The organism is Actinoplanes sp. ATCC 53533, from assembly GCF_003947245.1.
Map to the genome: position 1 here is coordinate 1 of NZ_QHHV01000047.1, position 18180 is coordinate 18180.

Below are 18180 nucleotides of genomic sequence, written 5' to 3' on the forward strand. Positions count from 1 at the left end.
GTAGTCGGGGCCATCCGGAGCAGCTTCTGGGACACGCCGTGCTCCCGGATGCCGCGGGCCGGTCCATAGATGTGGTGGTGCAGGGCGCCCTGGTCGACGTCGCCGTACTCGCCGTTCTCGTCCGGCCCGGCGTGGTCGATGATCAGCCCGACGGCGGTGCCCTCGAAACCGGCCGCTGCCAGCACGCGGGCGATGGCGTCCACGTCGGAGCAGGCCAGGTGAGTCACGCTGGCGCTGGCGTTGGCCATGACCTCGGCCAGCTTGGCTGTCTCTTCCTGCAGTGTTCCGATCATTGGATGTTCTCCGTTCCTGTGTGTCCTGCGTGGTGCGGGGTGGCGGTGTGCCCTGCCGGGCGCCCCGCCACCGGTGTCAGTAGGTGTGCACGCGGTCGATCTGCGACAGCGGCATGGTCAGCTGCGGGCCACTCGGGTCGTCGTGTTCGTCGAGGTGCTGGTAGCGCAGGGTCGACTCGCCGGTGTCGATGACGAGCACGTCGACGGTCTGCATCGGCGTGCTGATCCGCGCGTTCATGCCGTGCAGCGCGGCGAGCATCCGTGCGAACATGCCCTCGGATCCGTCGTGGAAGGTGATGACGGGCCCGGCTGCGCGTTCGAGCAGGCGGCGCAGCAGTGGCTCGTACTGGGCGATCAGGGTTTCGGCCAGATCCAGTTGCTGTGCGGGGGTCAAGGGCTGCTCAGGGGTGAACAGCCGGCCGGTGAGGTCGGCGATGGTGTGCAGGTACGCGGCGATCGGCGCGTCTGCGGCGCGTCCGCCGGTGGTGGCGAGCTGTCCGTTTGCGGGTGGCTGGCCGTCGGTGGTCGGCGGTGCGGTCGCCGGGTGCGGCAGCTGCTCATCGCGGTCTGGGGTGCCGGTGGTGAACTCGGCGGCGAGGGCCCGGCCCAGCGCGCCGAGGCTGTGTCGGGAACCTTCGATCAGCGATGCGCCGATCCGGACTGCCGCTCGGCCGGGCCCGGCGGTGCCGTCGCCGATGTCGGTTGCGGCGGGCAGGATCTCGAAGCCGCTGAGGTCCAGGTTGCTGCGCGGGTATGGGGTCATGGTCGTGTTCGTCCTTGGTGTGGTGTGGCACCCCGATGTGTGGGCCGGGTTTGCCGTGAGTTCGGCAGGTGGCCTTGGTCAGGCGTTCTCGAGGGTGGTGACGGCGGCGGCGGCGATCTGGTCGATCGCGTCGACCGGGCTGGCCACGGTCAGGGTGGTGGTGTGCTGGAACGTGTGGCCGGACAGTTTGGCGGGGCGTAGCCACAGCACGGTGCAGCCGGAGCGGTGCAGGGTGGTGATGAGTTTCTGCCCCGCCGGGATGTCGTCGAGGTCGCCGTCGGAGACCACGGCGAGCATCCGTAGCGGCCCCCGCTGGCGCATGTCGAGGACCTGGTCGGCGAGTTTGACCGCGTCGAGGAACGCGCTGGTGCCGCCACCGGGGCTGATGTCGAGGACCTGGGTGGGGCGTTGGTTCGGCGGCACGAGCAGGGTTGCGGTGCTGCCGAACGCGATGGTGGCGGTGGCGGCGTGGTTGCGGTGCGCGGCGGTGTTGAGGATCCAGCCGGCGGAGGACAGCGGCTTGGCGTAGGTGCGCATCGACCCGGACGTGTCGACCAGCACGGCGATGCGCAGGGTGGGTTTGGGCGGTGGCAGGGTGGCGCGTTGCTGCCAGGGCGCGGCCGTCGGGACGCCGCCGGCGTCGCGCTGGGCGTCGGCGGCGATGGCGTGGCGGACCCGCAGCCGGCCGGGCGGGATGAGGGAGGGTTTCGTGTCGGGTTCGGGCTGGTGGCTGCGGGCAGCCTGCAGCCGGGCCGCGAGCTGCCGGGCAGCCTGGTGCTCGTCGACGGTCGGGTCCCGTCGTCGCCAGGTGGCGGGAGCGGCGTGGCGGTCGGCGATCAGCTTCGCGATGAACTCGGCCGGGGTGATCCCGGCGACGACGGCGAGGTAGTCGGTCAGGGCCTTGGCGAGCTGGCCGGCGAACTCGCCGGGATCCGGTGCCGGAATCTGGTACTGCTGCAGGGGGTCGATGCCGAGGGCGAGGCACCACTGCCAGCCCAAATCGATCATCGTGTCGGCGTCGTCGTCGGCCACGGTGTGCGCGGTTTTCCAGATCTCCCGCAGTCGCTTCAACCGTTTGGTGCCCAGCACGGTGAGGACCGCTCCGCGGATGGTGCGAACGTCCTTGGCGGTCAGGATGCGGGCATCGACGCGGGCCAGCAGGAGTCCGGCGAGGTGACCGGCGTGCCACGCGTCGTCGACCGGCGCTTCGTCGGCGTTGAGCAGTGTGTTCACGGTGTGGCGCAGCCAGCGCCGGTCGCCGCGGCGCCGACCGCGCTGGCGGCCTTCGGCCCGGGACTCCTCGAGCAGGTCGGCGGCAGCGGCCACGATCGGCGGGGTCCCGGCCGGGGTCAGCCAGCCGCTGTGGGCGGCGTGCGCCGCCTCGTGCACGAGCAGCCCGTACGCGGTGGGGACCACCTTGCGGTGGGCGGCGCGGGCGGGGTTCGCGGCCTTGGGGTCGTCGCCGATGTGGACGGCGTCGACCTCGATGCGTTTCTCCAGGGGGTAGAAGCAGGCGTCGGCGTCGCCGGCGGCGCCGGGCGCGACGGTGACGGTGATGTCGGTGCGGCCGGTCAGTACCTTGACGTGTTTGGTCCAGGCGGTGTTCCAGGCCGCCCAGTCGCTGTCTCTGACTTTCGGGCTGCCGGCGGGGTGGATGTGGCTGCTGGGGTGAGGCATTCCGATGAGCTCCTTTGCGTTAGCGCTGCGGTCCGAGGCTCAAGGCGGTGACCGTGGTGCCGAAGTGCGTGGTCAGGGCCTTGATGACGGCTTCGCGGTCGTGGTCGGGGGCGCGGCCGGCGAGGTTGGACACCGCTGTGGTGAGGCCCAGGGTCTTGTGGACGCTGGCGAAGCCGAGCAGTTCGCGTAGCTGTGGCGCCCAGGTGACTTTGCCGTCGGCGAGTTCCTTGTTGAGGTCGATCGCGGCGGCCACCGCCGCGGCGGCGACTTTGAGCCGGCGGGCGAGGTCCCAGTCGGTGGTGACCTCGATGTGCACCCCGAACCGGGAGGCGAGGGCTTCGGTCAGCACGGCGCCGTGGACGCCGGGGTTGTGCCCGGCGATGACGTAGAACCCGTCGATGGCCTCGACGGGTTCGTTGCGGTACGCGGTGAGATGGATCTTGCGGCGGCCGTCCATGGCCGGGTAGAGCACGGACAGCGAGCGCGGTGGGATGAGGGTGGCGTCGTCGACCAGCAGCGGCCGGCCTTCGCGCATCGCGACCACGAGGGGTCCGTAGGCGTACTCGTAGCCGCCGTCGGGCAGCGGCACGTAGTTGCCGACGAAGTCCTCCACGACGGTGTCGCCGGTGCCGGCGATGGTGAGCAGATCCGGGAAGGCGGCCTCGACCATGGCGGTCTTGCCGGTGCCGGGCGGCCCGTATAGCAGCACCGGCATTCGCGCGGCCCGGAGCTGGGCCAGCACGTCGACGTCGATGCCGCCGGCCAGTTTGCGCGGCCAGTACTGTTCCCCGTTCGGGCGGGTCACCGGCTTGCGTTTGCCGGACCGGCCGCTGCGGTCACCACCGGACGCGCCGCGCGGGGCCGGCGAGGGCAGGGTGCCGGCGGCGGCGATCCCGGCAGGGGTGACCTGAAACCGGTGGTGAGGATCGCGGACGTGGGTGGCGTAGCCGAGGCCGGCCATCTTCTTGAGCACCTCGAAGACCGCGCCCGAGGAGGGCGCGCCGAGCGCTTTGGTGATCTCTCCGACCTTGAGCAGGCCGTCGGGGTTGTCGACGAGGTACTGGGCGACCCGCGGATACAGGTGGCTCATCCGGCGGCCGGCGCTGGCCGCGGGGGTGGCGGGTGTGGTGCCGGGGTTGGCCGGCTGCGGTGACGTGGGATTCATGCGCATGACTCCTGTCGCGACAGAGCCCGCGCACCCGTCTCCGGATGCGCGGGCGGTGGAACGAAGACCGCACGGGCGGAGACGGGGTTGTGTGACGCCGAACCCGGGGTCCGGGCTGGGCGGTGGAACCCGCTGCGTACAGAGGGACAAGCAGGGGTCGGCTGCCCGAGCCGTCGTGTTGCCGGCGGCCGGGCGGGTGTGTGGCGCGGGGCGCGGGCGCCGTCGGCTACGGGGTGCTAGTGGCTACGGGTGCTAGTGGCCACGGGCGATGTGGACGAGGCGATGCAGTGCGGCAACGACCCGGCGGTGGCGGATCCCGGCGGGCAGGTGCGCCCACCGGTCCACGTGGGGCGTGTCCGCGCCCCGCACCCGGGCGACCCGGTGCAGGGTGAGGTCGGTGTCCATGGCGGCCACGATCCGGGCCTCGCGGCGCAGGGCGGCCGGGGCCTTGGCCAGGTCGCCGTAGCGGTAGCCGGGCCGTCGCGGGCCCACCCACATCTCGAACACCAGGCCCATGCCGACGCAGGTACGTCCGCCGGTGTGCAGCCAGCCGTCCAGCCAGCGGCGTGCGGCGGGGTTGGTCAGGTCGGTGGTGAAGCGGTGCAGGATGACCGGGACCGGCAGCGCGACGCCGGGGCGGCGCGGGTCGGGGGTGGTCCACAGGTCAGGTTCGGCGATGCTGGGGTCGACCGCGACGGCGCCGCCGTCGGCCGTGACGTGGTCGAACAGGCCGAACAGCAACGGCGGCTGGTCCCAGCCGTACCGGTCAGCGGCAGCCTCGGTGCCGACCAGGACCGCGGTGATCGCGTCGGCGGTTGCCGGGTTCAGCCGCGCGGGGGCGGCGGCGCTGTCGGTGGGGATGACGTGGATGCTCAAGTCGATTTCCTTTCCGTGAGACGGCAGCGTGGACCGTCCAAAATGGGCAGCATTGATGGCGGGCGATGGCGACGTGGTGTCGTCGCCTGCCCGTGAGACATCGGATGTGGTGGCAGAGGGTGGGGCGTCCGGTCCCCTTCGGCTCGGGCGCCCCGCCTGAACGGGCCCTGGGCCCGCCCGTCAGTCGGCCGGTGGCCCAGCCGGGTCGGCAGGTTCGGTGTCGAGATCGACACGCAGCGCGTCGGCCATCGACCGCAGCACGTCCTGTTCGTCGCCCGCGTCGGCGAGCAGGACGGCGAACAGCAGCAGGATCTGCACCTGTGGTGGGGTCGCCGCTGTGCAGGTCACTTCCCACCTGCGGCTGCCGTCCGGGGCGAGCGCGGCGAGCCGGGCGTGTCCGGCGGCGCCGCGTTCGATGGTGGCGAGCAGGTCCGACGCGGTGGCCTTGGTGTAGGAGACGATGTCGGGGGTGACCGATTCCCGCCGGGTGTAGTCCTGGTCCTGGAGCTCCTGGACGAGGCGGGCGAACGGGTCGGGGGTGCCGTCGCGGGCCGGGTCGGTGCGCAGTGGGTCGGGCATCGCGGATCCTTCCCGGGGCGGGTTCGCCAATGGATGCTCATTGGCCGCGACGAATGGAATAGTGCCTTCGGGGGCGAAGGCAAGTCGTGTTCGCCGTGGGCGATGCACCAAACGTCAGCACCCTGGCGGGCCTGGCCTTCGCGTACCGGGTTCGTCCGCGCACGCGAAGGGCGGTCCGGGTCAGGTACCGGCGTCGGCTGCCCGCATCAGCGGATGCGGTCAGTCGCTGGCCCAGCCGAAGAACAGCCAGCCGTCCGGGCTGGTCTGCGCGGCCATCGCTTCCGCGGCCTTGCGGACCCTCAGCTGGGCGGTGCCGTCGTGGTAGGTGATGGTCCGGGCGGCGGTCGTTCGCGGATGGGCCGACCAGGGGTGGGGCTGGTGCGCCTGCCCGTAGGAGGTCAGCTGCCCGGCCTCGACGGTCTCGTCCCGGCTGATCAGGCCACGCTCGCGGGCGACCGTGGTGATCTGGGCGAGGGCCTGCTCGTCCAAGGGCCGGGTGCTGGTGGTGGCGCCGTTGAGCTGGTCGACGGTGACGGTGCGCGTTTGCCGGAGCACCGCGATGGCGCCCGCGGGACCGCGTTTGTCGTCGATGCGCGGGTCGGCGCGGTCGATGAGGTCGGCGGCAAGCGCCTGCGCCTTCTTGGGGTTCATCGGCGTGGCGGTGATGATGACGTAGTCGTCCTTCTCGACGATGGTGCCGGTGTAGCCGCCGTGCCCGTGTTCGTCGCCCGCAGCGATCCGGGCGGCATGGAACGCGGCGTCCGGGTCGGGCCCGTCGGCGTACTGGCTAAACGGGGCGGCGCCCATCGCTGGCACCTCCGTCTCGATCTGCCTGCGGCGTGCCGGTGGCCTTCTGCTGCCGCCGGCCGGTGTCCGGTATGGCGTTCGTGGTGCGCATTGCGGTTCCTTTCCGATCGGCGCGGCCCGTGCTCGGGTCGCGGACGTGCGGTGACTTGTGGGGGCGGGGACGGAGCCGGGGATGCTGACCGGGGGTTGCGGTGTGGTGGCCGGTCACGGTGTGTGGTCGACGGTGACTTTGAACAGGGAGTCCGTGGTCTCGGCCGATCGGCAGGCGGTGCAGGTGACGATGCCGAGCTCCCCGTTCGGTCCGGGTTCGTTGCCCCGGCGGTGCCGGGTGGTGAAGGCGAGCTGGTCGACGGCGCCGCAGCGGGTGCAGGTCCAGGTCCCGATCTGTTCGTCGTTGCCGGCCACGACGAACAGGTCTGTGTCGGTGACGGTCAGGCGGTGACGGCTGTGCAGCGACCAGACGGGGGCCCACGGCTTGTTCTGATGGGGCACGTACACGCTGACGCCGTCGTGGTCGGGCTCCAGCAGCGTCAGCTGCTCCATGTCGAGGGACGGGGCCTCGGTGATGCGGCCCCGGTGCAGGTAGCTGCGGTGGACCCGGCGTGGGTCGACCATCGCGGCGGCCATCGCCGCCGTGTCGCCGTGGTAGATGTCCTGCCAGTCGCGGCGCAGCTCAGGAAGCAGGTCATGGACGTACAGGCCGTTCTGGTGGTAGACGGCGTGGTAGCGGCCTTTGCCCTTGTCGACGCCGACGTATGTGCGTTGCCCCATGACAGTGGACCTCCAGGAGGGGGTGAGTGGCGGGGTGCAGGGTGCGGATGCGCCTTGAACGCGAAGCGGTGACGGGCCGGCCACCGCATGGCGGCGCGGTGGCGCGGGCCGTTCGGCAGCGGCGGCTGCGGGCTGTTCGTGGCCGCGAGCTACTGCCCGGCGGTGGCGGTGCGGTAGGCGCTCAGGGTGGCGACGAGCCAGTGGTGTGCCTCGGCGTGCCGTGCGGCGAGCAGGTCGATGTCCAGGCCGGTGGACTGCAGGACGCCGTGCGGGTTGCCGGACTGCCCGGCGTCCAGCGTGGCGGTGAGCCGGGTGAGGACACCAGCGACGGATCCGACGCGCTGGCGCAGGTTCTCCTCCAGTTCGGACACCCGTCGCGCGGCGTCCAGGACGAGGCCGGCCAGGTGGTCTTCGGCGCTGCCCTCGGCGTGGCGCCGGCGCAGGACCTGGGGGCCGGTGTCCGGCCCGAGCACGGTCGTGATCAGGTTGGTGGTGGCGGCAGTGAACATGCGGGATCTCCGTCTCTGGTGCGGGTTCGGCAAAGGGGCGGTCCGGCCGGTCGGTGACCGGCCGGAAGGGATACCTGTCGGCGCGGTCCGGCCGTCGTGGTCAGGCCGCGCGGGTGGCGACGGTGCGGCAGTGCCACGCGGCGTGCTGTTGCGCGGCGCTGTCGTAGGCGTCGCGGTACGCCGCGATCGCCTGCACCCGGCGGGTGGGGTTGAGGTCGTCCCAGCCGGGCGCGTCCGCACCGGTGGCCTCGCCGTACAGGTCGCCGGCCTCCTCGGCGTCGGGCTCGGGCGACCGGGGTAGCAGATCCAGGACGCGGGGGTCGCCGTCGTCGATGCCGGCGAGCAGTTGCCGGGCGGCCGTGGTCACGTCCCCGGTGGTACGGCCGCCGACGGTGTCCTGCGCCCACCAGTCGGCGGCGTTCACCCCGTCGCGCGTTGCGGCGGTCCCGATCTCGGTGAGCACCGTGTGCCACGAGGCGGCCGATGCCGGCGCCTCCCCCGTCGTGGCCAGCGGCGGGGTCCCGGGCACGGCCGTCGCCGGTGTCGCCACGATCGGGTGGTGCCGGCGGGGCGCACGCCGCCGGTCTGCGGCCGGTGTCTGGCCGGTGCGCAGGATCCGGGCGCCGCCGTGGTCGGCGACCCAGGCCAGCCATCGGCTGCCGTAGCCGGCGGTGCCGGTGAAGACTTCCTCGGCCCAGCGCGCCGGCCCGGGGACGGTGTGCCTGTGCAGCCAGCCAGCCAGGGCGAGGCAGCGATCCGGGTCGAGATAGCCCGGGGCAAGACCGCTGACCTGGTACGGCAGCGGGTGACCGGCTTCCGACAAGATGACCACGAGGTGCTGGACGGTGCTGGCGTCGAGCCAGCAGCCCTGCCCGGCGGGCACTGCGGTGGAGGTGCCGGCCGGATCCGGGCCGCTGGTGCGCCAGCCGCAGCCGCCGGTGGCGGCGGTGGTCGCGCAGTCGATCAGTCCTCGGGCGTCGGCGATGACCGGCCCGCCCGCGAGCAGGGTCACGCCGATCGCGGTGCCGGTGGTGCGGCAGGGGTGCCGTACCGGCCGGGCCAGCAGGCCCGGCAGGGCGGGCGCGGCCGTGGTGGCCGGATCGACCGGCCAGGACGGCATCGACTCGCCCGCGATGGTGGTGCGGCACAACGGCCGACCGTCGGCGTGCAGGAACGTGGGCATCGTGCCGCGCCGAGATGCGGGCGCGGTGGCGGGTCGGGCGATGGCCGGTTGCCCGCATTCGGGGCAGGCCAGGGCAGCAGTGGGCATCAGCAGGTTCCTTCCCAACAAGGTCGTTGTCGGGGCGGCGCCCCGTCAGCGGGCGCAGTGCGAGCTGCCGTGCGGCAGCACGAAAGCGCCCGGTGCGCGGGGCGCTGCCACAACGGCAGTGACTACCGATCCGGTGGTGTGTTCAGGTGGTGGGGCGATTGGCGGCCGAGAGCCGGGCGCAGGCGACGGCAACCTGCTCGGCGGTGAGCATCGGCACCGGCTCATCGGCGGTCCAGGAGCCGCCGAGCGGTCGCGGGAGCAGGACGGTACGGGCGAGGTCGTCCCGCGCCATCGGGGTGATCATGAGGGCGTGGCTGGGGGCGACCAGCCACACGTGTCCGCCCCGGTCCGCGGGTTCGAGGACGGCGACACCGCGGGCACCGGCCAGGTCGGTGATCGCGGCGCACACCTGCGGGAGGGTGTAGCCGTACAGGCGGGGATGGCAGGCGAAGAACCCCTCCGGGGACACCCATTCGCGGATCGGCGCGACACCGTTGTGCAACGTCGTCGCGGGTGGCGGGTTGGTGACGGTCCACGGCCACAGGTGCGGGCCGAGGATGAACCGGCCGTGCGCGTCGGCGTAGGTGATCTGGCTTTGGGTGTGCGGGGTGCCGGGATACCAGGTGGTGACCAGCACGTCGTCGTCGAGGTCGAGCCGGGGTAGCCCGGAGCCGGGCAGCCGGTCGGCGTAGAAGGTTTCCAGGGCGTCGATGGCGTCGGCGAGGGTGTCGTGGTCGAACCGCACGACGGTCACCCCGCGGGCGTGCTCGCCGGTGCACACCTCGGCGGTCCACGCGACGTGCAGCCCGTCCACGCTGACCGTCGCCGGTATCCAGTGGTGGCCGACCTGGTCGGCGGTGGCGGCGTCGCCGATCCTCGGCAGCGGGGAGGAGAAGGTGCCGTCGTGGTCGGCGTGCAGCCGGTGCCGGTGCCGGTCATAGGGCGCCCAGTCGCCCGCGGTGGCCTGGAAGACCAGGATCTGCTCGTCCAGCAGGTCGACGAGGTAGAGCCACCCGGTGCCGGTCGTGATCGGGTCGCTCGGCTGGCCTCCCTCGGGGCGGTCCGGGCCGGTCCGGGCGATGGTGCCGAGGCCCGGTTCGACGTTGGGGCCGCGCCTGGTCCGGACGGCGTTCGGGGCGAGGTATGCCCAGTGGTGCCGCAGCAGCCCGTCGGTGAAGGATGCGGTGTCGCCGTCGAAGGTCAGCCACCAGATCGTGCGCAGGGTGGGCACCATCTGGTCAGGGTGGCCGCCGAAGGCGACCCGTACCGTGATGTCGCTGTCCATGCCGCCGGGATGGCGGACGCCGATCAGGCAGGCGATGCTCATCGGCTCTGCTCCCCCGGGGTCGTCGCGTCGGGGCTGGGGGTGAGCAGACGTATGCCGTCGCCGCAGTCGAGCAGCATGGACAAGATCGTGCCGTCGTCCCACACGACCGTCACGGTGTGGGAACCCGGCGGCTGGTCGCGCATGACCGTGCCCTGGTCGCCGGGACGCAGCGGCTCGTCGGGGTCGTCGAGGTACTCGACGGCGACGCGGTCACCGCGGCGGTATCGCCGGGCCGTCGCAGGCGGGGCGCCATGGCTCAGCGGGTGCTCGCTGTGCAGCAGCCACCGGTCGTGGACGGTGGCCTCGTACACCCGGACGGTCCGGGCCTCGTCGTCGATCAGGTACATCCATTCCGTGTAGCCGTGCCGTTCGGCCGTGGCGATGCGGCCCTGCACGGGCGGCTGCGCCGCGGCGAGGGCGTGCCCGACGCCGGTGACCGTGACCGGGATGGCCTTGGTCTGGCAGTGCCGGCAGGCCGGGCACAGGCGGTCCCAGTCGCGATCGAGCAGGGCCACCGTGAGGGCGGCGGTGTCGCGGCCGAAGTGGTCCGCCCAGATGGTGCGCAGGGCGGCCACCGTGTCGGTGGGGGTGCCCGCCCAGTGCAGATAGCGGGCGGTGAACGTGCCGTCGGCGTTGATCACGCCGACGAGTGCGGGCTCGGACAAGGGGGTTCCTCTTCTCTTTCTCACGAGTGCGGGAAGCAGAGCGCGGTGAAGTGGCCGGGAGCGCCGGGCGTGGGACCGTCAGGGCGGTCCCTGCTGGTTCAGTCCCGTGCCGGGAGCAGGTCGGCGGCGGTGACCCTCCGGGGGTGGCGGTAGAGCGGGGTGTCGGCGGCCTCGGCGTCGCTGATGTCGCCGGACCACAACTTGTTGACCTCGAGCAGCTTGCCGACGGCCTTGCGCAGCGCGTCCGCGGACGGCGTGGTCGAGAACTTGATCTCGCAGAGGCCCTGGACGAGGCCCCGGCGGATCTCTTCGAGGCGGTCGTGTTCCTTCTGCAGCCGTGCCCAGATGCGTCCTTGGTCGAGGGCGGCGTCGTCGAGGTCTTGGCTGCGGCTGTCTGGCGGGAGCAGCGCGATCGCGGCGTGCAGCAGTCGGTGGGCGTCGATGCGTTCGTGGTCGGCGCGGATCCGTTCGCGGATGGCGACGTCGTGGTAGTGCTCGACGATGTCGGCGGTGGTGGGTCCCTCTTCGCGGGGGACGCCGGCCCAGCCGTGTTCGTACCAGGTGCTGAGCCAGTCGAGCAGTTCGTGGACCTGCGCCCGTGACAGCAGCACCGACTTCGACGAGGATGCGAAGTAGGTGCGGTGTCCGACGGCCAGGACGAGGTCGTCCGATAGGGGTCGATGGTGGCGGGGGCCGACGATCAGCATGCTGTTGCCGACGTTGTGCAGCTCGAATCTGCTGGTGGTGGCGCGGCTGGACAGCGGTTCGGTGGCGATGGTGGTCCTCCCTGGGATCGGGTGCGCACCGCGCCGACCAAGGGGCCGGCCAGCACGGTGCGCACGAACGCGGGTGTTGGTGGCGCGGCTGGCCGCGAAGATCCGGTGGCTACCGGAGCGGCCGGATGGTGGTCAGGTGGTGGTGGGTGTGTCGCCGTCGGTGGGCAGGTGCTGCCACAGCCGCACCAGTTCCTTCAGGTGGTCGATGCAGGCGGCGCGGACCGCGATGAGCGCGTCGAAGCGGGATCCACGTGCCTGCAGTTCGCCGAGCGTGTTGAGGCTGTGGGCGCGCTCGCCGGGTCCGGCGGTGACGGTGCGGGTCACCGACGCGGTGGAGTGGTCGATGGCGGCGGCGAGCCGGGTCAGCTCCTGCTCCGCGCCGTCGACGGTGTGCGCGGCGCGGATCAGGGCGTCGGCCACCGCGGCGGCGATGCCACCTCGGCGGTGGTGTGCGGCGAGCGCACTGTGGTTGATGCGCACGCCGGTGTACTTGACGGTGAGTCGTTCGACGTCCATGCCGGGTTTCCTCCCGTGCTGGTCAGGGGGCGGGCGGCTGGTCGGGGTCGGACGGCGTGGGTGGGGCGGCCGGGCGGTCGGCGGCGGGCGTGCCGCCGGCGGCGATACGGCCCAGTTCGAGGCCGTCGGCGGCGGACAGGGTGGGCAGGTCGTCGACCGGCAGTCCGTCCTGTCGGCCGCGTTCGCGGTGCGCCGCGCGCAGCAGCGCCCGGATGTCGTCGTCGCTCATCTGCGGGTCCAGGGGGATCCCCTCGCCGGCTGCGTGCCGTACCAGCTCGTTCCGGTCGAGGCGCTCGAGCAGCGACTCGGCGATGATGAAGGCGAGGACCTGTCCGGCGGTGGGCTGCCTCGCCGGCGCCTCGGCGACGGTGTGGAAGCCGGTGACGCTGGCGAGGTATTGCCAGCCGGTGCCGGTCCATAGCTGCCACAGGTGGCCCTGCGGGTGCGGGTCTTCAGCGCGCAGCCGCTGCCCGAGTTGCATCCGCGCGCTGTGCCGCGCCGGGGCGGGCCAGACCGGGCGTAGCCGCAGGATGGCGCCGTCTTCGTCGAGCAGCCGGGTCAGCACGCCGCCGTCGGCTTCGGCCTGGCGTACCGCCCGATCGACCTGGTATTCGGTGACCAGGGCGTCGAGAACCTGCGCCTCGGACGCCGGGCGGCCGTGCTGCCGGCAGCCGGCGAGGTAGCCGGTCCAGTCGTTACGGCCGAACGCGGCGCTCAACCTGAACATGCGGGACCCACCCACGCTGCTACGAGCCTCCGCGACAGCCACGCCGTCCAACACCAAGGTGACGATGGATGCCGCCGGCTTCCTGGTCGGCACCCTCCGTAGGTCGGTGACGCGCAGCCGGTCATGCGGCACCCGCAGCCAGGTGTGGGGCAGCAGGACGAAATGCTGTTGGGCGCCGGGCGCGGGGAGGTCACCGACGATGCGGTCACAGTCGGCCGGATCCACCGCCTCCCAGCACCAGGCTCCGCCCATGACCACGTACTGGCCGTCGGGGTCGGGTTCGATCCGGGTCACCGCGTCCGCGTCGCCGCAGACCGCGGTCTCGTCGACGACGACGGCGGTGCCGTCAAGGCGCATCCGGGCCAGCTCCCCGTCCACCATGCGGTCGGCGTCGCTGGGGCTGCGGCCCTGCTCGACCAGTTCGGCGTGGCGGCGCTCGCGGTGCTGGTGCTGGTCGGCGACGATCGCCTCGGCCACGGCCCGGCTGCAGGTGAACACGGCGAACCCGTTCCAGGTGTCCACCAGGGTGCCGACGAACCCGACGGCCATGCGCATCTCGCCGCCCGGACCCGGTGTCCAGCCGAGGTCCAGGGCGAACACGCCGACGCCGCCGATCCGCAGCCGATCGGGGTGCAGGTGGGACAGGTCCCGGCCGTCACCGGTCGGGCCGAGCACCCTGCGGCACCGTTCAACGATCCGGTCGGCCGCAGCGGTGCGTTCGGCGTCGCGCCACCCGTCGAGGATCTCGGCCTGCCGTGCGGCGCTCAACCGCGGCCATTCCGGCGCGTCAACCAGGCGCGCGAGTGCGGCCGGCCTGCTGCTCCCGGCGGTGGTGGCCGCGCCGAACAGGGCCTGCAGGGCGGCCGGGTCGCTGGCCAGGACCCCCTGGGCGGTGGCTTTGGCCTGCTCGGCGGGTTGGTCGGCAAGGTTGTCCTGGGCCCACCGGTCCGCGATGCGCTGGCCGGCGGCGGTGGCGGCGACACGCACGGCGGTGAGTAGGTCTGGCCCTTGCGGGGTGCCGGACGGGTTCCCGGCTGGCGCGGGCGGGGCGGGCAGGTGGTGCACGTTCAGCGGTGTGGTGAGGCTGTCCGGGTCGTAGACCGCGACCGTGTGGCGCGTGGGGTCGATGAGATAGACCCAGCTGATGTGATCGAGCCGGGCGTGCAGCGGGATGCGGTCGACGGCGCTGTCGGCGTCGAACTCGCTGGCCATGCCGACACCGGGCACCGGCTGTTCGCCGGTGAACGAGGCGGCGGTGCCGGCGGTGACGTCGGCGCCCAGGTACGACCACTGGTGTGCCAGCAGCGCCTGCACCAGGGCTGTGGTGTCGCACGCGCAGGTGGTCGACCAGATCTGGTCGAGGGTGGGCAGGATGTAGTCGGGACTGCCGTCGGAGTGGACGTAGCGGACGTTGGCGGTGGCGGGATCGTCGGCGTCGAGGGCGCCGAGGGCGCCGACGAGGCAGCGTGTACTCACGGTGGCTCCTATGTCGAGGTTCGGGTGGATCAGCTCGGGTGGCTGCCCCGGCGCATGACCTGCCGGGCACGGCATGCACGCGCGAGCACGTGGTTGTGCGCGCGGCGGAGGCGTTCGTGTTCGGGCTTTCGGGTCACCGACGGGGTTCGGCGGAGTCGGCTGCGCCCGGGGCGGTGGCCGGCAACCAGACGCGCAGGTCGCGTGGCGTTGCCGGTGAAGGGCGGCCTAGCGCGGGGTCGGCAGTGCCGCCAGCGTGTCGGCGGTGTTCTGGACGAGTCGCGCCCGCCGGTCGAGGCGCGCGGCCTGGTGCGTGCCGGCGAACGAGGCGGGCAGGTCGGGTGGCTCCCGCGGTGGTGGGCGGCCTATCGCAGGGCGGCAAGGCAGCCTGTTTTGTCCGGGTGTTTTCGGCCCCACCATTCCGCCGAGTGGTGGGGCCCGAATGAGTCGGCGAGATAGCCGCCAGCACGTCGGCGGTGACCTGGACGAGTCGCGCCTGCCGGTTGTCGTGTGCGGCCCGGCGGTCCGGCAGATCAGCGCCGTCGGTTCTCGGGGCCGGCCGCTGCGCCGTCGCGGTCGGAGGATCTATGCGGTGATCAGGTCGCGGGCGCCGATGAGTTCGGCGACCATCGCGCGGGCCAGCGGTGGCGGTACGGCGTTGCCGACGCAGGACACCTGCTGGGAGGTGGTGCCCTGCCATTGGTAGTCGGGCCGGAAACCCTGCAGCACTCCCGCTTCGGACGGGGTCATCCGCCCGTACACGTTGACGCCGGTCTCCCCGCGGGCGGCTTTCGCGTCGGCCGGGTCGATGCTGCCGTCCGGCTGGTGCCGCACTTTCCACCGGCCGGCGGCCTGGGCGATACGGATCGACGCTCGTGCCCCGGATCCGCCTTCGTAGCGGGGGCCGCCGCCGGGGTTGCGGGCGCACAAGGTCGGCGCCGGCCGGTCGGTGAGCCCGAACCCGACCACGTCGGCCATCGACCGCCACCGGCGCGTCCTACCGGAGCCGTCTTTGGAGTGCGTCGGGTCCGGGATGCGGGGCTGTCGGCGGCGGTGGGCGAGCAGGATGACCCGCTTGCGGGTCTGCCCGAGGCCGTAGTCGGCCGCGTTGACGACGAAGGTCACCGTCCGGTAGCCGAGCGCCTGCAACGCCCCGGCGATCGCAACGAACACCGGCTTTACGCCGGGGGTTTCCTCGCAGGCGACGAAGTCGGGCCGCAGGTCGCGGGCCCAGCGGACGATCTCCAGCACGAGGCCGGCGCGGATGTCGGCCCACCGGTCGGTCATATCGGCCGGGTCGGCGCCGTGGAGGACCTCGGTGATCGCGGCGATGAGGATCTGCAGGTCGCCCAAACCGAGCCGCAGCCCGGCCGCCGAGTACGGCTGGCACGGCGGCGACGCGATCAGACCCCATGGTTGGGCGTTCGCGAAGTCTGCGGTCGGATACGTCGACACGTCGGTGTGCACGGTCGCGTGACCGTTCTTCACCCGGGTCTTGCAGGCGATGGGATCCCATTCGAGGCCGACGTCGTGGATGCCGAGCGACAGCAGCCCTTCGGCCCAGCCTCCGGCACCGCCGAACAGTTCGACGACCAAGCCGCCGGCCCGGTCCGGGTCACGGCGGACCTGGGCTTTGCCATCGGCGAGGGTGACCTCGATGGTCAGGCCGAGCGGGCTGTCGGCGGCCTCGTCGAGCGCGTCGGCGAGTTCGGACCGGCCGGGGGTGAGCAGGTCGCTCAGTACGTCGACGGGAATCTCGCGGCCGGGCCGCAGCCCGTGCAGGGTCTGGTCGAGGTCGTTGATCGCGCCGGCCAGGCTGGCCCGGTCGCCGCGGGCTTCGGCCACGTCGGCGCGGACCACGTCGCCGAGCGTGCCGACCACGTCCGCGAGTACCGGGCCGGGCAGTTGCGCCAGGTGTGGTGCCCGGGCGAGCAAGGTGCGGGCCAGGTCGCGGCCCCACTGGCGGGGGTTGGCCCGGTCCGGGTCGGTCAGCAGCGCCTTGATCCGGCCGCCGAACACGTCGGTGGCATCCGGGCCGGCGTCGAGGCGGCATGCGGCGACGGACACGAACGCCGGGGCGGCGTCGGTGAGCGCTTGGGCCAGGACGGTCGCCGCATCCGTCTCGGTGGCTCCTGTGCTGGTCAGCTCGCTCATAGCAGCGTCACCGCCGCCCGGGCGATGAAGTCGGCCATCAGGCGGGGCGAGTTCGCGTGCCCGATCTGCCGGACCCGGTCGCGGATGCTGGTCCCGAGGATCTGGTAGCCGGTCGGCAGCTCGGCCGCGGCGGCTAGCTCGTCCGCCGCAAGGTACCGGAACCGTGAGGCGGTGAAGTCGCCGTCGGGGTCGGGGATCCACACCGCGAGTTCCTGCTGCGTGGTCAAGGTCGGTAGCGGGGTGCTGATCGGCCGGGCGGGCCGGAACGTGCGGGTGGTCTGCACCCACATCGGTACCAGGCCGTGCTGCTGGACGCCGGCGGTGATGCGGGCGATCGTCTCGTCGGTGACCGGGTTGGCCTCACCGTTGGCCCGCTGCCGCATCGTCGGGGCGGCGCGGGTCAGATCGATCGCGTCAGCGGCCCGCCCGCCGACGGGCTGGCACGCGGTGTCGCAGACCGGGCAGGCCCAGTGGTAGTCACGGCCGTACGAGCCGATCCAGTAGCGGCGGTTGCCGGTCCACTGCTGTGCCGCCCGCACCGGGCCGTGTTTGCGGCAGACGGCGTCGACGCGCAGGACCGGGTCCGGTAGCGGCCGGTCCGCGCGGGTGAACAGGATGGTCACCCGTTCCCGGTGGGCCGGGGCTCCCGTGTGCGCGGCGTCCACGCAGTAGAAGGTGGGCGCGTACCCGGAGACCGCGAAGTCGTTGAGGTAGGAGCCGAGATACGGCCAGCCGCCGAACTCCAGCAGCTGCTCGAGCACGATCGCCTGGTAGCCGTCGTCGCCGCGCGACAGGTAGCCGTGTGCCTCGGCGAACTCGGCGACTCGGCGGCTGGTCGCCCGTGACCGGGCCGCGTACCAGGCCGCCCGGCGCGACGGCTCCCGCAGCTGCGCAAACCGCTGCTTCGACCCGGCGGCGCGCTGATGACCGGAGAAGTCCGGCGAGGCGATCAGCAGCCTGGTGGCCGGATGGGCCCAGGCCGAGCTGTCCTGCAGATCGACCAGCGTCCCGCAGCCGTGGTTGGCGATATAGGTGTCGACGGCGGCCTGCCAGTGGTTGTATCCGGCCACCGGCACCGCGCCGGCCCACACCGCACCCAGACTGGCCGAGCCGAGGCCGGAGAACAGGTCCGTCGTCGACAGGCACAGCCCGCGTATCTGAGCGAACAGCGCCGGCAGCTCGGCACGGGTCGTGAACGGATTGCCCAGCGCCGCGATCCGGTCGGCGTTCGCGAGTGCCTGCGGGGTCACCGAGAGGGTCGCGGGGTACTCGATGGCGCTCGGTGTAGAACTTCTGTGCAGCTCGGATGGTGCAGGTTGGCGGTTCATATGCCTCTCCTGTCGTTGGTGGTGGGGTGGTGCCGTACGCGGTCGCGCGATTGCCTGCGCGCCGGTTCTGGCGCAATGCACGGCTGTCCGGTCGCGGACCCTCCGGTGCCAAGGGCCGACCGGCGGCGGCTGCCGGCGCGCGCTGGTTCGTCCGGTTATGCCTGGGTTGCAGCCTCAGTCGTGGTCGCACGGCGAGCTGGTGGCCGCGGCGGCCGGACCTGCCGGACGGCGCCGCGAAACCCGAACGATGTGCTGGTGCTGAGGAGTCGACAACGGTGATGGGTAGTCCGAGGTACTCGTGATCCAGCGCGGCGGCGGCCATCCCGGGTGGCGGGGTGACGCCGAGCAGGGACTCCACGGCGCATTTGCCGCAGTCCTCGTCGATCACGACGGCGATGCCCGGAACCCGCCACCGCGCCGGCGGACGTCAGGGACCGCCCCGCAGCGAGACCGGTCCGGCTGGCTCGCGTGCGGCTGGCTCCCAGTTCCGGCGGCCCGTTCGGC

17 protein-coding genes are annotated in these 18180 nt (G+C 72.5%); all 17 read right to left on the reverse strand.

Going from position 1 to position 18180, the window contains the following annotated elements:
- Nucleotides 1–293 (reverse strand): hypothetical protein (locus tag DMB66_RS17120; protein WP_148112744.1); only part of this gene is annotated, 293 nt, incomplete at its 3' end.
- 76 nt (nt 294–369) lie between these two features.
- Complete coding sequence (locus tag DMB66_RS17125; protein WP_125805087.1) at nt 370–1056, reverse strand: hypothetical protein; 687 nt, start codon at nt 1054–1056, stop codon at nt 370–372.
- Nucleotides 1057–1134: 78 nt separating this feature from the next.
- Nucleotides 1135–2733 (reverse strand): VWA domain-containing protein, encoded by a 1599-nt coding sequence (locus DMB66_RS17130; RefSeq protein WP_125805088.1) that lies wholly within the window; start codon nt 2731–2733, stop codon nt 1135–1137.
- Nucleotides 2734–2752: 19 nt separating this feature from the next.
- Entirely contained in the window at nt 2753–3898 is a 1146-nt protein-coding gene (locus DMB66_RS17135) for an AAA family ATPase (protein WP_125805089.1), read from the reverse strand.
- 252 nt (nt 3899–4150) lie between these two features.
- Nucleotides 4151–4774 carry a hypothetical protein gene (locus DMB66_RS17140; protein WP_125805090.1) on the reverse strand — a complete coding sequence of 208 codons (624 nt, stop codon included), beginning with the start codon at nt 4772–4774 and terminating at the stop codon, nt 4151–4153.
- Between the two features lie 180 nt (nt 4775–4954).
- Nucleotides 4955–5353: a hypothetical protein gene (locus DMB66_RS17145; protein ID WP_125805091.1), complete on the reverse strand. Its 399-nt coding sequence runs from the start codon at nt 5351–5353 to the stop codon at nt 4955–4957.
- Nucleotides 5354–5572: 219 nt separating this feature from the next.
- Nucleotides 5573–6160 carry a hypothetical protein gene (locus DMB66_RS17150; RefSeq protein WP_125805092.1) on the reverse strand — a complete coding sequence of 196 codons (588 nt, stop codon included), beginning with the start codon at nt 6158–6160 and terminating at the stop codon, nt 5573–5575.
- Between the two features lie 204 nt (nt 6161–6364).
- A complete protein-coding gene (locus tag DMB66_RS17155; RefSeq protein WP_125805093.1) occupies nt 6365–6931 on the reverse strand; it encodes a hypothetical protein in 567 nt (188 codons plus the stop codon).
- A 149-nt stretch (nt 6932–7080) separates the two neighbouring features.
- Nucleotides 7081–7440, reverse strand: coding sequence for a hypothetical protein (locus DMB66_RS17160; protein WP_125805094.1), 360 nt, complete (start codon nt 7438–7440; stop codon nt 7081–7083).
- Nucleotides 7441–7540: 100 nt separating this feature from the next.
- Nucleotides 7541–8710 carry a hypothetical protein gene (locus DMB66_RS63765; RefSeq protein ID WP_233624619.1) on the reverse strand — a complete coding sequence of 390 codons (1170 nt, stop codon included), beginning with the start codon at nt 8708–8710 and terminating at the stop codon, nt 7541–7543.
- 142 nt (nt 8711–8852) lie between these two features.
- Nucleotides 8853–10037 carry a hypothetical protein gene (locus tag DMB66_RS17170; RefSeq protein WP_125805095.1) on the reverse strand — a complete coding sequence of 395 codons (1185 nt, stop codon included), beginning with the start codon at nt 10035–10037 and terminating at the stop codon, nt 8853–8855.
- A complete protein-coding gene (locus DMB66_RS17175; RefSeq protein ID WP_125805096.1) occupies nt 10034–10702 on the reverse strand; it encodes a DUF4314 domain-containing protein in 669 nt (222 codons plus the stop codon). The genes DMB66_RS17170 and DMB66_RS17175 overlap by 4 nt, the downstream gene beginning before the upstream one ends.
- Before the next feature lie 98 nt (nt 10703–10800).
- Nucleotides 10801–11409 carry a hypothetical protein gene (locus DMB66_RS17180; RefSeq protein ID WP_125805097.1) on the reverse strand — a complete coding sequence of 203 codons (609 nt, stop codon included), beginning with the start codon at nt 11407–11409 and terminating at the stop codon, nt 10801–10803.
- A 201-nt stretch (nt 11410–11610) separates the two neighbouring features.
- Nucleotides 11611–11994: a hypothetical protein gene (locus DMB66_RS17185; protein ID WP_125805098.1), complete on the reverse strand. Its 384-nt coding sequence runs from the start codon at nt 11992–11994 to the stop codon at nt 11611–11613.
- 22 nt (nt 11995–12016) lie between these two features.
- Entirely contained in the window at nt 12017–14197 is a 2181-nt protein-coding gene (locus DMB66_RS17190) for a hypothetical protein (protein ID WP_125805099.1), read from the reverse strand.
- A gap of 582 nt (nt 14198–14779) precedes the next feature.
- On the reverse strand, nt 14780–16348 hold the full coding sequence (locus DMB66_RS17195) for a DNA cytosine methyltransferase (RefSeq protein ID WP_125805100.1): 1569 nt from the start codon (nt 16346–16348) through the stop codon (nt 14780–14782).
- A complete protein-coding gene (locus tag DMB66_RS17200; protein ID WP_125805101.1) occupies nt 16345–17598 on the reverse strand; it encodes a DNA cytosine methyltransferase in 1254 nt (417 codons plus the stop codon). The genes DMB66_RS17195 and DMB66_RS17200 overlap by 4 nt, the downstream gene beginning before the upstream one ends.
- Nucleotides 17599–18180 lie beyond the last annotated feature (582 nt).

What these genes read in the sequence shown, in the direction of transcription:
- DMB66_RS17125 (WP_125805087.1), bottom strand. Translation starts at nt 1,056, where the DNA reads ATGACCCCATACCCGCGCAGCAACCTGGACCTCAGCGGCTTCGAGATC.
- DMB66_RS17130 (WP_125805088.1), bottom strand. Translation starts at nt 2,733, where the DNA reads ATGCCTCACCCCAGCAGCCACATCCACCCCGCCGGCAGCCCGAAAGTC.
- DMB66_RS17135 (WP_125805089.1), bottom strand. Translation starts at nt 3,898, where the DNA reads ATGAATCCCACGTCACCGCAGCCGGCCAACCCCGGCACCACACCCGCC.
- DMB66_RS17145 (WP_125805091.1), bottom strand. Translation starts at nt 5,353, where the DNA reads ATGCCCGACCCACTGCGCACCGACCCGGCCCGCGACGGCACCCCCGAC.
- DMB66_RS17150 (WP_125805092.1), bottom strand. Translation starts at nt 6,160, where the DNA reads ATGGGCGCCGCCCCGTTTAGCCAGTACGCCGACGGGCCCGACCCGGAC.
- DMB66_RS17155 (WP_125805093.1), bottom strand. Translation starts at nt 6,931, where the DNA reads ATGGGGCAACGCACATACGTCGGCGTCGACAAGGGCAAAGGCCGCTAC.
- DMB66_RS17160 (WP_125805094.1), bottom strand. Translation starts at nt 7,440, where the DNA reads ATGTTCACTGCCGCCACCACCAACCTGATCACGACCGTGCTCGGGCCG.
- DMB66_RS63765 (WP_233624619.1), bottom strand. Translation starts at nt 8,710, where the DNA reads ATGCCCACTGCTGCCCTGGCCTGCCCCGAATGCGGGCAACCGGCCATC.
- DMB66_RS17170 (WP_125805095.1), bottom strand. Translation starts at nt 10,037, where the DNA reads ATGAGCATCGCCTGCCTGATCGGCGTCCGCCATCCCGGCGGCATGGAC.
- DMB66_RS17180 (WP_125805097.1), bottom strand. Translation starts at nt 11,409, where the DNA reads ATGCTGATCGTCGGCCCCCGCCACCATCGACCCCTATCGGACGACCTC.
- DMB66_RS17185 (WP_125805098.1), bottom strand. Translation starts at nt 11,994, where the DNA reads ATGGACGTCGAACGACTCACCGTCAAGTACACCGGCGTGCGCATCAAC.
- DMB66_RS17195 (WP_125805100.1), bottom strand. Translation starts at nt 16,348, where the DNA reads ATGAGCGAGCTGACCAGCACAGGAGCCACCGAGACGGATGCGGCGACC.